Origin of the sequence: Bradyrhizobium sp. USDA 326 (assembly GCF_049739485.1) — a bacterium.
GTDB lineage: Bacteria > Pseudomonadota > Alphaproteobacteria > Rhizobiales > Xanthobacteraceae > Bradyrhizobium.
The window spans coordinates 300,547-314,151 of record NZ_JBMGQA010000001.1 but is presented as its reverse complement, the minus strand read 5'-3'; the positions used below and the strand labels follow the sequence as shown (position 1 = coordinate 314,151).

The 13,605-nt window shown below is 64.8% G+C and carries 14 protein-coding genes and 1 pseudogene; 7 read left to right on the top strand and 8 right to left on the bottom strand.

Going from position 1 to position 13,605, the window contains the following annotated elements:
- Positions 1-168 precede the first annotated feature (168 nt).
- The 5 genes from ABIG06_RS01440 (at position 169) to ABIG06_RS01420 (ending at position 4,539) form a co-directional block, all read left to right on the top strand.
- On the top strand, positions 169-336 hold the full coding sequence (locus ABIG06_RS01440) for a hypothetical protein (protein WP_199751842.1): 168 nt from the start codon (positions 169-171) through the stop codon (positions 334-336).
- Between the two features lie 62 nt (positions 337-398).
- Positions 399-806 carry a hypothetical protein gene (locus ABIG06_RS01435; RefSeq protein WP_370133567.1) on the top strand — a complete coding sequence of 136 codons (408 nt, stop codon included), beginning with the start codon at positions 399-401 and terminating at the stop codon, positions 804-806.
- Positions 807-954: 148 nt separating this feature from the next.
- On the top strand, positions 955-2,418 hold the full coding sequence (locus tag ABIG06_RS01430; protein WP_370133565.1) for a GH1 family beta-glucosidase: 1,464 nt from the start codon (positions 955-957) through the stop codon (positions 2,416-2,418).
- Positions 2,419-2,658: 240 nt separating this feature from the next.
- A complete protein-coding gene (locus tag ABIG06_RS01425; RefSeq protein ID WP_370133562.1) occupies positions 2,659-3,891 on the top strand; it encodes an acetyl-CoA C-acetyltransferase in 1,233 nt (410 codons plus the stop codon).
- A gap of 345 nt (positions 3,892-4,236) precedes the next feature.
- Positions 4,237-4,539 (top strand): HU family DNA-binding protein, encoded by a 303-nt coding sequence (locus ABIG06_RS01420; protein ID WP_018320691.1) that lies wholly within the window; start codon positions 4,237-4,239, stop codon positions 4,537-4,539.
- A 72-nt stretch (positions 4,540-4,611) separates the two neighbouring features.
- On the opposite strand, the gene ABIG06_RS01415 is transcribed toward ABIG06_RS01420, so the two are convergent.
- The 8 genes and pseudogenes from ABIG06_RS01415 to ABIG06_RS01380 form a co-directional block, all read right to left on the bottom strand.
- Positions 4,612-4,767, bottom strand: a complete 156-nt coding sequence (locus tag ABIG06_RS01415) for a hypothetical protein (protein ID WP_199751837.1) — start codon at positions 4,765-4,767, stop codon at positions 4,612-4,614.
- A gap of 5 nt (positions 4,768-4,772) precedes the next feature.
- Positions 4,773-7,154, bottom strand: a complete 2,382-nt coding sequence (gene lon, locus ABIG06_RS01410; RefSeq protein WP_370133559.1) for an endopeptidase La — start codon at positions 7,152-7,154, stop codon at positions 4,773-4,775.
- Between the two features lie 8 nt (positions 7,155-7,162).
- On the bottom strand, positions 7,163-7,546 hold the full coding sequence (locus ABIG06_RS01405; RefSeq protein WP_124161793.1) for an Hsp20/alpha crystallin family protein: 384 nt from the start codon (positions 7,544-7,546) through the stop codon (positions 7,163-7,165).
- A 153-nt stretch (positions 7,547-7,699) separates the two neighbouring features.
- A complete protein-coding gene (locus ABIG06_RS01400; RefSeq protein ID WP_124161792.1) occupies positions 7,700-8,266 on the bottom strand; it encodes a ferritin-like domain-containing protein in 567 nt (188 codons plus the stop codon).
- 112 nt (positions 8,267-8,378) lie between these two features.
- Positions 8,379-8,585 carry a hypothetical protein gene (locus ABIG06_RS01395; RefSeq protein ID WP_024342523.1) on the bottom strand — a complete coding sequence of 69 codons (207 nt, stop codon included), beginning with the start codon at positions 8,583-8,585 and terminating at the stop codon, positions 8,379-8,381.
- A 78-nt stretch (positions 8,586-8,663) separates the two neighbouring features.
- Complete coding sequence (locus ABIG06_RS01390) at positions 8,664-9,851, bottom strand: carboxylate-amine ligase (RefSeq protein WP_370133556.1); 1,188 nt, start codon at positions 9,849-9,851, stop codon at positions 8,664-8,666.
- Between the two features lie 3 nt (positions 9,852-9,854).
- Positions 9,855-10,673 (bottom strand): gamma-glutamyl-gamma-aminobutyrate hydrolase family protein, encoded by an 819-nt coding sequence (locus ABIG06_RS01385; RefSeq protein ID WP_370140757.1) that lies wholly within the window; start codon positions 10,671-10,673, stop codon positions 9,855-9,857.
- A 6-nt stretch (positions 10,674-10,679) separates the two neighbouring features.
- Positions 10,680-10,880, bottom strand: a pseudogene (locus ABIG06_RS01380) (DUF3606 domain-containing protein); the annotation flags it as partial.
- Between the two features lie 265 nt (positions 10,881-11,145).
- Here ABIG06_RS01380 and ABIG06_RS01375 point away from each other — a divergent pair.
- Both ABIG06_RS01375 and ABIG06_RS01370 read left to right on the top strand, forming a co-directional pair.
- A complete protein-coding gene (locus tag ABIG06_RS01375; RefSeq protein WP_199751835.1) occupies positions 11,146-11,799 on the top strand; it encodes an L-fuculose-phosphate aldolase in 654 nt (217 codons plus the stop codon).
- 13 nt (positions 11,800-11,812) lie between these two features.
- Positions 11,813-13,600 (top strand): chloride channel protein, encoded by a 1,788-nt coding sequence (locus ABIG06_RS01370; RefSeq protein ID WP_370133554.1) that lies wholly within the window; start codon positions 11,813-11,815, stop codon positions 13,598-13,600.
- Positions 13,601-13,605 lie beyond the last annotated feature (5 nt).

The window sequence follows — 13,605 nt, the reverse complement described above, 5'->3', positions numbered from 1 at the left end:
GCTCCAGGCGATCGCGCGGTTTCGCGAACGCACGATGAGCGGCGCTACCGCCGGCCCCGCCGGCGAAGCCTGGCGCCTTTAACCCATCAGAAACCATAGAAAATGGTTTGAAAATTTTAATGAAACTGCTCGGTCCTCTCCGCGTCGGTTTGTCGGAGGGCCCATCTGATGACAGAACGCCAGTTGAAAGAGCAGGAGTTCCTGATCGCGCGTTACCGCCACTTGGAGCGCGAAGTGACCGACCCGCTTGCCGCGCATCTGCTTCACAGCATCATCGAGGAGCTCGAGGCCGAGCTGCGCAAGGAAAGACCGGATTGGCACGGGCAGGGTCATTAACTGTTTCTTGGCGTTAAATGATGCCAATGGTCCGCGTGGGAATATCAGGAGAGACTGCTCCCATGCTGAAGGACGGCACCTACGCGGCGTGGTACAGGACGCCGCTCGACCAGGGTACCGGGATCGTTCACGTCGCAGACGGCCAGATTTGGGGCCGTGACAGCCTGATGACGTATCATGGCTCCTGCACGGTCGATGGCGACCGCTTCACTGCGACCGTATCGACGAAGCGTCATACCGATGGGCGCTCGACGGTCTTCGGCATCGAAGATGAGCTCACGCTGGCCATCGAGGGATATTGCCCCGGCAGGATCGCGAGCTACACCGCGACGGCGCAGCAGGTGCCGGGAATGATTCTCCACGGCACGCTCATTCTGACGGAACAGCAGCCGCCCGCACGCGAACGAGCCGAGCAGGTGCCGGCGTTCAATCCCGACAAGCTGCGAAAATTGCCGAAGCGCTCGCGCTGAGCGGGAAGCAAGCGCGTCGGCCGGCCCGCATCCATATGTCGCGCCAAGACGGTCAGATCTGTATCCGGCTTTCGCCAAAGCTTGCTTTTCAAACCGCCCACGACTCGCCATTGTGCGTCCGCAACAACCCGGAAGCGGAGAAGCATTCATGACGGACAAGGTCTCGCGTCGCCAGCTTGCGAAGATCGCGGGGCTGTCCGCAGCCGGGATGACTGGCGCGCTCGACGCAGCCGAAGCCAAGCCGGCTCGGCCGCCGCCCGGTGGAAGCAGCTTTCCGTCGGGATTCGTCTGGGGCACGGCGACCTCGTCCTACCAGGTGGAAGGCGCGGTCGACGAGGACGGGCGAGGACCCTCGATCTGGGACAAGTTCGTTCGCATCCCCGGCAAGATCGAGGACGGCACCACGGGCGACCGCGCCAATGAGCACTATCACCGCTACAAGGAGGACATCGCCCTCATCAAGGAGCTCGGCTGCAGGGCCTATCGCTTCTCGGTGGCCTGGCCGCGGCTGTTTCCGGACGGCGACGGCAAGCCCAACCCGAAGGGGCTCGACTTCTACAATCGTCTCGTCGACGAGCTCCTGAAGAACGGCATCGAGCCGTGGCTGACGCTCTATCATTGGGACCTGCCCCAATCGCTCGAGGACCGGTTTGGCGGCTGGCGTTCGACGGAAACCTGCAAGATCTTTGGCGATTACGCGGCCTATGTCGCCGAGCGTCTGACCGACCGGGTCAGGAACGTGTTCACGCTGAACGAGAGCGGCCGCTTCGTCTATTTCGGTTACGGCATCGGCATCGACGCGCCGGGCCTGACGCTGCCGCAAGCCGATGTCAACCAGATCAGGCACAACAGCGCGCTGGCGCACGGGCTCGCGGTGCAGGCAGTGCGGGCTCACGGCCGCCGCGGCACCAGTGTGGGGCCGGCCGAGAACGTCGATGCCTGCGCGCCCGCGATCGACACGCCGGAGAACGTTCGCGCCGCGGAGATCGCGCTGCGCGAGATGAATGCCGGCTACCTCAACGTCATCATGACGGGGCGCTATACCGACGCCTTTCTGAAATTCGCCGGGCCCAACGCGCCGAAATTCACCGATGCGGAGCTCAAGATCATCTCCTCGCCGGTCGACTTCCTCGGTCTCAACATCTACGCGCCACAGAATTACGTCGTGGCCTCCGACAAGGGCGCGGGCTTCATGCCGCTGCCGATCCCGAAATCGTTTCCGCACATGAATTCGGACTGGCTGCGCGTCGGGCCCGAGACGATCTACTGGGTGCCGAAGCTCGCCGCCAAGATATGGAAAACAGACGCGATCTACATCAGCGAGAACGGGGCATCCGGCGACGATGCGGTGACGCCGGACGGCAAGATCTACGACACCGATCGCATCATGTATTTGCGCAACTATCTCGCCCAACTCGAGCGCGCCACCAGCGAGGGCGTTCCGGTGCGCGGCTATTTCCTCTGGAGCCTGATGGACAATTTCGAGTGGGTCTATGGCCTCAACAAGCGTTTTGGGCTGTACCACGTCAATTTCGACACCCAGGTTCGCACGCCCAAACTCAGCGCCAGCTTCTACCGCAACGTGATCGCGAAGAACGCGGCGGGGGGGTAGCGGTCTTCTTCCATGTACCTGAGAGATCGTCATGCCCGGGCTTGTCCCGGGCATCCACGTTGTTCCTGCCCCGAGTAAAGCGTGGATGGCCGAGACAAGCCCGGCCCTGACGTCGCTGAGGCTTTCGCGTAGCGGAAAATCCGGTTGAGGGCGGGAGAAGGCGTGCAGCGCCGCGCATTGACTCCACTCTTCCCCTTATTCAAAACCGTCCCAACACCCATAAACGAGAGGACAACGCCAATGGCTGACGCGCTGATCATCGATGCCTGCCGGACCCCGCGAGGCATCGGCAAGGCCGGCAAGGGAGCGCTCTCAGGGATTCATCCGCAGCAACTCGGGGCAACCGTGCTGCGCGCGCTTGCCGATCGCACCGGCATCAATACGGCAGACGTCGACGACATCGTCTGGGGCTGCAGCGCGCAGGTCGCAACGCAAAGCGGTGATCTCGGCCGCATGTCCGCACTCGATGCCGGCTACGACGTGCGTGCCAGCGCGGTGACGCTCGACCGCTTCTGCGGAAGCGGAATCACCAGCGTCAACATGGCCGCGAGCTCGATCATGGCGGGCACTGAGGACCTCGTCATCGCCGGCGGCTGCGAGATGATGTCGATGGACGGACGCCGCGGCGGCGGTCCGATGATGATGGACGGCGGCAATCTGCGCCTGCGCGCGCGGCATCCGCAGTCGCATCAGGGCGTCTGCGCCGATGCGATCGCGACCATGGAAGGCATCACGCGAAGGGATGTCGACGCGTTCGGGCTGGAGAGCCAGAAGCGCGCCGCGCATGCGATCGCGAACGGCCACTTCAAGAAGAGCCTCGTGCCCGTCCACCGCGAGGACGGCAGCCTCGCGCTCGACCATGAGGAATATCCGCGGCCGCAGACCACGATGGAGGGCCTCAGCAGCCTGAAGCCGGCATTCCCGGCGATCGCCGACTACGCGCTCGACGACAGGGGCACGACCTATCGCAGCCTGATCCTGCAGAAATATCCTGATCTGAAGATCGACTTCGTGCATCACGCCGGCAACTCCTCCGGCGTCGTCGACGGTGCTGCCGCGATCCTTCTGGCTTCGCCGGCTTACGCCAGGGAACACGGCCTGAGGCCGCGCGCCCGCGTGGTCGCGATGGCGAACATGGGGGACTCGCCGACCCTGATGCTGAACGCGCCGGTGCCGGCGACCCGCAAAGTGCTGGCGAAGGCGGGCCTGACCATCGACGACATCGACCTGTTCGAGATCAACGAGGCGTTCGCGGTGGTGGCGGAAAAATATATCCGCGACCTCAAGCTCGACCGCGCCAAGGTCAACGTCAATGGCGGCTCGATCGCCCTCGGCCATCCCATCGGCGCCACCGGCTCGATCCTGATCGGCACCGTGCTCGACGAGCTCGAACGGCGCGACCTCAAGCGTGGGCTCGTCACCATGTGCGCCGCCGGCGGCATGGCGCCGGCCATCATCATCGAACGCGTCTAGCCAGTTGCCCCCTCACTTTCTCGCTGTATTTATGGGGAGAAAGACCGGCGACCTGCGATCCGACCCTTATTTTTCAGGGTGAAACACGACCGGCCTTTCACAAAGAGGCCGGTCGTCGCTTGTCGAAAGCTGCGAATCAGTTTTAGCAGGATGGCGTACGGGCCTTTGAAACAAGGCAAAAACCGCTGCCCGAGGTTCTTCCCGCTCCGGAAGTAGCTAAAAAGCAGGGTTTTTTGTCACAGGGGGACAGAAAAGCCCGTAAATTCGCGACAAAACTGTGCAGAAGGCTACAGGCCTTCAACGGTTGGTCTAATATGCAACCGGCAACGAATCAGAGGAGACACGATGCCAACCCAAATGTCCAAATCGCAGTTGATCGAAAAGATTGCGACCGCCACCGAGCTTTCCAAGCGCGACGTCAAGAACGTCATGGAGACGCTGACCGACGTCGGCCACAAGGAGCTCAAGAAGAACGGCCTGTTCCTGGTGCCGGGCTTCGCCAAGTTCGTGGTCATCAAGAAGCCTGCCACCAAGGCGCGCAAGGGCACCAACCCGTTCACGGGTGAAGAGATGATGTTCAAGGCCAAGCCGGCCCGCAAGATCGTCCGCGCCCGTCCGGTCAAGGCGGCCAAGGACGCCGTGGGCTAACGACGCGAAGGCCCCCTCGGGTCGAGGGGGCCTTTTTGTTTGGGGCAGCCGCGAGGGCCTGGGACGGAGGGCTCAACCCTTGCGGCGCTTCACCCGGACCGGAATGGGTTGGAGCCGCGGCGCAGGTGCCGCAAGCGCATCGCGAACCCGGTCGATCGCGCGATCGAGAAATTGACGCAGCCGCTGCGTCTTCCGCGATCTCTTCGCTTTCTCCAGCAGTTTCTTCATCGCATTCACTCCGCAGCTTCGACCTTGAACTCGGTCGGCTCGAGCGCCGCGGCGATCGCCTCGTCGACGCGCTCCAGCCAGATGAATTCAAGATCGTCCCGCGCGCTCTTCGGGATATCGTCATAATCCCGCTTGTTGCGCGCCGGCAGCATCACCCGCTTCAATCCGGCAGCAGCCGCAGCCACCACCTTTTCCTTGATGCCGCCGACCGGCAGCACCAGGCCGCGCAGCGAGATCTCGCCGGTCATCGCGGTGTCGCTGCGCACGGTGCGATTGGTGAGCAGGGACGTCAGCGCCGTGAACATCGCGACGCCGGCGCTCGGCCCGTCCTTCGGGGTTGCGCCCGCGGGGACGTGAACGTGGATGTCGCTCTTCTCGAACACTTGCGGATCGATGCCGAGCTGTGGAGCTCGGCTCTTCACAAGAGTCATCGCAGCCTGCACGCTCTCGCGCATGACGTCGCCGAGCTGGCCGGTCAGGATCAGAGCGCCCTTGCCGGGCACACGCGTCGCCTCGATGAACAGGATGTCGCCGCCGACCGGCGTCCAGGCAAGGCCGGTGGCCACGCCGGGAACGCTGGTGCGCAGTGCGATCTCGCCTTCGAAGCGCGGCTGGCCGAGCACTGTGGCGATGTCCTTCGGCGCGATCACGACCTTGGTGGCGGTGCCTTCGGCGACCTGCACCGCGGCATGGCGGAACAGCTTGCCGATCTCGCGCTCGAGATTGCGCACGCCGGCCTCCCGGGTATAGCCCTTGACCACCAGCTTCAGCGCCTCCGGCTCGATCTCAGCCTGATCGGCCGAAAGGCCATTGGCCTCGAGCTGCCGCCGCACCAGATAGCGCTGCGCGATCTCCAGCTTCTCGTCCTCGGTGTAGCCGGCGAGGCTGATCAGCTCCATGCGGTCCAGCAGCGGACCCGGGATCTGGTCCAGCATGTTGGCGGTCGCGATGAACACCACGCGCGACAGGTCGAAGGGCACGCCCAGGTAATTGTCCCGGAACGTCCCGTTCTGCTCGGGGTCGAGCACTTCCAGCATCGCGGCGGAAGGGTCGCCCTGCACGCCGCGGCCCATCTTGTCGATCTCGTCCAGCATCATGACGCAGTTGCGGCTGCCTGCCTTCTTGATGCCCTGGATGATGTTGCCGGGCAGCGCGCCGATATAGGTGCGCCGGTGGCCGCGGATCTCCGCCTCGTCATGCACCCCGCCCAGGCTGACGCGCACGAAGGGGCGATCCATCGCGCGTGCGATGGACTGGCCGAGCGAAGTCTTGCCGACGCCGGGCGGGCCGACGAAGCACAGGATCGGCGCCTTGCCCTGCGGGGCGAGCTTGCGCACCGCCAGATATTCGATGATCCGGCTCTTGATCTTCTCCAGGCCGAAATGATCCGCATCCAGGATGCGGCGCGCCTCCTTGATGTCGATCGGCTTCTCCGCAGGCAACGCCCAGGGCAGCTCGATCAGCCAGTCGAGATAGGTGCGGACCATGCCGGCTTCGCCGGCGGCTTCCGGCATGCGCTCGTAGCGGCGCAGCTCTTTCTTGGCGTGCGCCTCCGCCTCCGGGGGCATGTTGGCCTTGGCGATCGCCGCCGTCAGCTCGGTGACCTCGGCCGCTTTGCCGTCGCCTTCGCCGAGCTGGCGCTGGATGGTCGCCATCTGCTCGCGCAGGATTGCCTCGCGTTGCCGCTCGTCGAAGGAGGCCTTGGTCTGCTGGCCGATCTCCTTGCTGATGCGCAGCACCTCCAGCCGCTCGGCCAGGTGCTTCGACACCTTCTCCACGCGCAGGGCGAGGTCGATGGTCTCCAGCACCTCCTGCTTGTCCTGCGGCTTGATGTCCATGAAGGAGGTCGCCAGATCCGCCAGCGCGCCGGGCGCGCTGGTGCCCTGGAAGACCGCGGCCAGCTCGGGCGGCGCCTGCGGCAGCAGCTCGATCGCCTCGATCGCCTGACGCTGCAGGTTCAGCGCGCGCGCCTCGATCTCGGGTGAGGTCGTGGTCGGCTCGGGGATCTGCTGGAAGCGGGCGGCCGGGAACGGCGTCCCCGGCAGGAAGTCGAGGAGGCGCGCGCGCTGCACGCCCTGGCAGACGATGTGGTTGGTGCCGTCGGGCGCGGTGATGTAGCGCACGATGTTGGCGATGGTGGCGACCCTGTAGAGGTCGTCCGGCCCGGGCTCCTCGGTCTCAGGGCTGCGTTGCAGGACGATGCCGATCGGCCGCTGCTCGCGCAGCGCCTGCTGCGCGGCGGCGATGGACTTCGCCCGGCCGATCGTGATCGGCGCGATGGCGCCGGGAAACAGCACCATCTCGCGCACGGGGATGATGATCAGCGCGTCCTCGGGGATTTTCACGTCGTTATTGGTCTGTTCGTTGTTCATCTGTTCGTTGGCCATGATCGACCTCAGGATTTGGCGAGGCGCAGTGCGACGCAGCCGTCCATCACGAAGCGGCTGATCGCGTACCGGCCGAGGGGCAATGCAATGCGGCGCTCAAAACGCCCCTGCGGCAGCTCGAGCCGATGGATGCGGGCCTTGCGAAGCTCCGGCGGGAGGGTGCGCTGACCGGAGATGACGAGAACGCCGTCATGGATGACGGTCTCGACATTGTCCGGATTGACGCCGGGAAGCGCCACCAGGATCAGGAGCTCACGCTCGGTTTCGAGCACGTCGATCGGCGGCTCCCAGCAGGCTTCCTGGCGACCGAACTGCTGGCGCAGCCGATCGGCGCGGGTCAGCGAGTCCAGGGCTTCGGAGAGCATCCAGTTGAAGGGATTTTTGGGTTGCATGATGCGGGCTCAGGGTGGGAAAGCCTGCATATGGGGCTGGTTCCGGGGAAATCCAGAGCGTGGCGCCGATGGGCCATATGCGCCGTCGTGCGTCCAGGCAAACGAACGCCGCGGCATGGACCGCGACGTTCCGTCATTGGCAGGGGATGCGGGTCAGGCCGCAGCCCGGTACTCTTCTTCCGCTTCCAGGTTGATCACGGAGGTGGCGAGTTCGGTCAGGGCGTGATCGGTCGCCTCTTCCTCGTCCAGCGTCTCCTGGAGCAGCCTTGCCGCGTCCTGCATGCCGAGCTCCTCGGCCCAGGTGCGGAGCGTGCCGTAGCGGGAGATCTCGTAATGCTCGACCGCCTGGGCGGCCGCGAGCAGTCCCGCATCGAGCGCCGGCGCTCCCTTGAACTCCTTCATGATCTCGGCGCCCTCGTCGGCGATACCGTTGATGGCCTCGCAGGGCTTGCCGCGTGCAGGCTTGCCCAGCATCTTGAAGACCTGATCCAGCCGCTTGACCTGGCCCTGGGTCTCACGCAGGTGCTTGTTGAAGGCGGCCGAGAGCTCTTTCGAGTGCGCCGCCTTCGCCATCTTGGGCAGGGTCTTGATGATCTTGTTCTCGGCGAAATAGATGTCCTTCAGCGTCGCCAGAAACAGGTCGCTGAGCATCTTCGGCGCCTGTCGCGGTCGGCGCGCCGCGGTTTTCCTGGTCGTGCGCTTCTTCGTTCGTTTAGCCATACGTCCTCCTCATGAGGTGCCACAGGAAGGCGTCGCCTTCCTCAATCCTCGGGCGATCAAGACCTGCGGAGAACGAAAGTTCCAAACTGCAACCGGCGTTCGCGGCGATTGTTCAGGTCGGGCGCTTGTAGGGGTCTTCCTGGCGCTGCCGCTCTTCCGTCGCGCGATCGAGGCGTGCCCGCTCGCTGCGGCGCAGGTGGCCGGCCTTCATCACCCCGTAGACGAGGACTCCGCCGAGCACGAACGCGCCGATGAACCAGAGCCAAAGCATCTGGGCCGACGCATGGCCCAGCAGCATGCTAACTCCGCTGTCGCTCATGATAGTCTCCACCGATGTCCATTGCGGTCATGCTGAGCTAAGTCGGCGGCCGAAACGTCGTTCCATGCGCCTGCAGCGTCAGACCGGATCCGCCAGCGGTTGCCGCGCCGGAGGCGCCTTCGGCTCGCCGCCCGGGGCGGTGAAGTCACCGGCTTCGGTCGAGGTCCGCAGCCATTTCGTCACATCGCCGATCGCTTCCCGCGGCGACCGGCCGAATTTCCTCAAGCTACGGAAATATTCGAGCTGAAGATGTGCCGAAGTGCCGCGCTTGGGGATCGTCTTGAGATGCTGGATATCGTGTTCGATGCCCAGATGCGCGATGTTGGGCGCCAGCATGGCGATCACCGCCTCGAGCCAGCTTCGAAATGAAATCGGCTCGAACGACACCAGATCGATATAGGTGCCGTCGGTTCCGTAGCGCTGGGCCCGCCAGCGGTTCTCCTCGACCAGTGCGCGGTGCACGGCCGAATAGGTGGCGTTCAGATCGGGATGGTGCACCGCGTGCCGGACCAGCGCACGAAACAGGGCCGCGATCGCCACGGAGTCCGCAATGGCCGTGCAGCAGTCGGTGATGCGCAGCTCCAGGGTCGGATGCTGGAGCGAGGGCCGCAGCGCCCACCACACATAGGTGGCGTTGGGGACGATGCCCGCATCGACCAATGCCTTCACATAGGTCTCGTATTCGGCCAGGTTCCGAAACATCTCGGGAAACCCGGTCCGGGGCAGGGCGTCATTGGCGGCATTGCGATAGCCCAGCAATCCCGTGGGGTAGCCGCACCAGAACGGGGACGAGGTCGAGAGCGCCAGCAGCAGCGGCAGGAACGGCACCAGACGGTGCATGATCTCGACGCGCAGGTCAGGCTCGGGCACCTCGACGTGGACGTGCAGCCCGCTGATCGGGTTGCCGAGGCCGACCATTCCGAGGTCGCTGATGACCTTGCTGTAGCGGCGCTTGCGCGTCATGCGCTGCTGCTGCGGTTGAGCCAGCGGGTGCGTGCCGGCCGCGACGATTCCGACTCCGTGGTCCTTGCCGACCTCGGTCAGAACTGAGCGATAATGCGCGAGCTCGGCCAGCGCATCGGCCGAAGACGTCAGCGGCGGGGTCGCCACCTCGATCTGCGATTGCAGGATTTCGGTGGTCAGCCGTTCGCCGAGTCGCTTCTGGGCCGCCGCCATGTAGGGCTTGGGCAGCTCGGATCGCGGCGCCGCGGACTGGCGGTTGACCAGGAAATACTCTTCCTCGATGCCGAAGCGGTAGCGGTGCATGGTCTACGCTGCCCCCTGCGCCTTCGCGTGCCGGCGAACCGCGTCCCCGAAGGCTGACAGAACGCGCGCCGAGGCGTGGTCGGAGCTCGCCCAATAGTCCGGATGAAAGAGGGTGCCGAGGGCAAAATCGCTCGCGCCCTCGACGCTGACGGCCTCGATCGAGCCGTCTTCAGCGACAGCCTCGGCGACGAGCCCCGGAGCCAGATCGGCGATCAGGAAGCTGTGCAGCGAATTCACGGTGATAGAATCCGCGCCGCAGATCTGTTGCAGGACGCCGCCCTTGCGCAGAGTCACCTTCTGCCGCAACCGGTAGCGGGCGTCCTCGTTGTCCGCCTCGGGCGTGCCATGGCGTTGGTCCTCGGGCAAATCGTCCGGCTCCTTCGCAAGCGTGCCGCCAAAGGCGACGTTCAGCTCCTGGAGGCCACGGCAGACGAACAGAGTGGGGATGCCCCGCGCCAGCGCCTGCGGGATCAGGCGCAGCGCGACCTCGTCGCGGAATTCATCCAACGGACCGTCGCGCGTCTCATCGGCCATTCGCCCATAACGCGACGGATGAACATTGGTCTGCCCGCCGCCGACGAAAACACCGTCGAGACCATCGAGATATGCATCGACATCAGATGCCGGCGCGACGGGCAGGATGCGTGGCACGGCCCCGGCGACGAGAGCGACGGCATTGACGCAGATCAGTGCAACCGAGGCGAGCTGCTCACCGCGCGCGATCATGGAATCGGAGAGAATGCCGACCTGCGGCGCGCGGCTGCGCCCCTGCCACTGCCAACGCGAGGCGCTACGCCGCCATTGCTGAAGGCCGTACGCCACGGCATCCGCTGCTCTGCCGAATTGATGAATCGCCGCCTTGAGCTCTCTGACGTTTGTCCCTAATCGAAGCGCCCAACGGCTGCAGGCAACGGGATCGTGCGGATCAATTCTGGAACGGGGCTCGTGCAATTGATTCGGCTGCTTCTGTTCGTGTATCGATGCACAGTGAAACGGCAATCGTGGGGAATGGTTGCTTTGCGATTGCACCGTTCGATCTCATTGCCTCCGCACCGGACTTAACTTTTGTTATGGCTCTCGCGCGTGCTCTGCATGCTGCTCGCCGCCTATTCCGTGCAGTTCACTCATCAACGGGGTCGCGGCGGTCCGGACCGGCCTGCTAGAGCTGCGACAATCTGTTAACCTGTTGCTATCGCGTTCGGCCGGAGTGTCACGGGATTCGGGACGCTTTCGCTTGCACTGTCATGTGGCTTTGACGTAACTCGATCCAACAAGCCCTCGACAGGAAAGCGACATGTCGATGACAGCGGACGAGCTCGCCAAGAGACAAGCCATTATCGACGCCTGCCGGCGCATGAACGCGCTCGGCATCAACCAGGGCACCTCGGGCAATATCAGCGTCCGGCATGTGGACGGGCTCCTGGTCACGCCGACCAGCGTGCCCTATGAGGCCATGCGTCCGGACCAGATCGTCTTCATGACCATGGACGGCGCCCACGCGCCCGACCAGAAGCCCTCGAGCGAGTGGCGCTTCCATCGCGACATCCTGAAGTCGCGGCCCGACGTCAATGCCGTCGTGCACGCCCATCCGACCTATTGCACCATCCTGGCGATCATGGGCATGGAGATTCCGCCGGTGCACTACATGATCGCGGCGGCCGGCGGCGACAGCATCCGCTGCGCGCCCTATGCGACGTTCGGAACGGCGGAGCTCTCCGAACATGCGGTGCGGGCGCTGGAAGGCCGGCTTGCCTGCCTGCTCGACCACCACGGCATGATCGCGATCGGCAAGACGCTCGACAAGGCGATGTGGCTCGCCGTCGAGGTCGAGACGCTGGCGCGGCAATATCACGGCTGCCTCCAGATCGGACGGCCGCCGCTGCTCTCCAGCGACGAGATCGAGCGGGTCCGCCAGCGCATGGCCGGCTACGGACTGGCGGAACGGTAGGGGCGGGCAGAGGGTGTTCGTGCGGATCAGGCATCTAGTCGATCGCAAGGGGACGAACCGTACCATGGTTCGGCTGCGCGCCCTGCTACGCAGCAACGAGTTCTACCTGATCCCGTTTGCGCTCGTGATCGGTACGCTCGCGGGCTCGGTCGTGACGTTGATGGCCCAGATTGCCCAGCTCGCGCATGTGGTAATCTACGGCATTCCCATTGATGTTCACCTGTCGGCTCACGAGAGCGTCAGCCCGTTGGCGGCGCTGATCGCACCTGCGCTCGGAGGGCTCTCGCTCGGCATCATGGAATGGTCGCGGCGGCGCATGAAGATTTCGAACGCGGTGGATCCGATCGAGGCGAATGCGCTACGCGGCGGCAATCTGTCGATGCGCGACAGCGTGGTGGTGTCGAGCCAGACGCTGATCTCCAACGGCTGCGGCGCCTCGGTCGGCCTCGAGGCCGGCTATACCCAGATCGGCTCGGGGATCGCTTCGCTGCTCGGCAAGTTCTTCAATCTTCGCCGCAACGATCTGCGTCTGATGGTCGGTTGCGGCGCGGCGGCCGCGATCGCGGCGGCGTTCGGCGCGCCGATCACCGGCGCCTTCTACGCCTGCGAGCTGATCGTCGGTGTCTATTCGGTCGGCAGCGCCGCCCCGATCCTGGCGGCCTCGCTCGCGGGCGCCCTGACCGCGCAATGGCTGGGCGGTGCACCCTATTCGCTGGAGATCCCGAAGGTCAGCGCCGTCGGCGTCGAGCAGTATCTGGCACTGATCGGGCTCGCCCTCGTCACCAGCGGCGTCGGCATCGCCGTGATGCGCTCCTCGCCGATGTTCGAGCGCCTGTTCGCCTGGATGCCGGTCTGGCTGCGTCCGGTGATCGGCGGCCTCATCGTCGGCGGCTTCGCGATCATCACGCCGCAAGTGCTGGCAGCCGGCCACGGCGCCATGGTGCTCGATCTCTTTCACGAGATGACGATCGGCCTGATCGCGCTGGTCATCGCCTTGAAGGTGACGGCCTGCCTGATCTCGCTCGCCTCGGGCTTCCGCGGCGGCCTGTTCTTCGCCTCGCTGTTCGTCGGCAGCCTGATCGGAAAGTTCTTTGCCGCGGTGCTGCTGCTCATCAGCCCGAACTTCGCGATCGATCCGCTGGTCGCGATGCTGACGGGCATGGCGACGCTCGGTGTCGCCATCGTCGGCGGCCCCCTGACGATGTCGTTCCTCGTGCTCGAGATGACCCGCAATGTCGACGTCACCGCCGTGGTGCTCGCCGGCTGCATCGTCACCTCGATCTGCGTCCGCTTCATGTTCGGCCACTCCTTCTCGACCTGGCGGCTGCATCTGCGCGGCGAGACCATCCGCAGCGCCAACGACGTCGGCTGGCTGCGCAATCTCACGGTCGAGCGGCTGATGCGCTCCGACGTCGGTAAGGTGCCCTCGACCACGACGATCGCTGCGGTCCGCCGCGAGTTCGCGCTGGGCTCGCGGCCCGGAATCGTGATCGTCAACAATGCGGACGAATATGTCGGGCTGGTCATGCTGCCTGACCTGTTCTCCAACGATCTCGACAGCATCGCCGACGACATCCAGGTGATCGAGCTTGCCCGCCTGATCGACATCGTGCTGATCCCGGAAATGAACGTGAAATCGGCGATGGCGGTGTTCGACGAGGCCGAGGCCGAGATGCTGGCCGTGGTCGATTCCACCGACAGCCGCAAGGTCGTCGGCTTCCTCACCGAGAGCTTCGCCCGCCGCCGCTACGTCGAGGAGATCGACAAGGCGACGAGGGGCGTGCTTGGGGCGCTCTCGTAAGGATC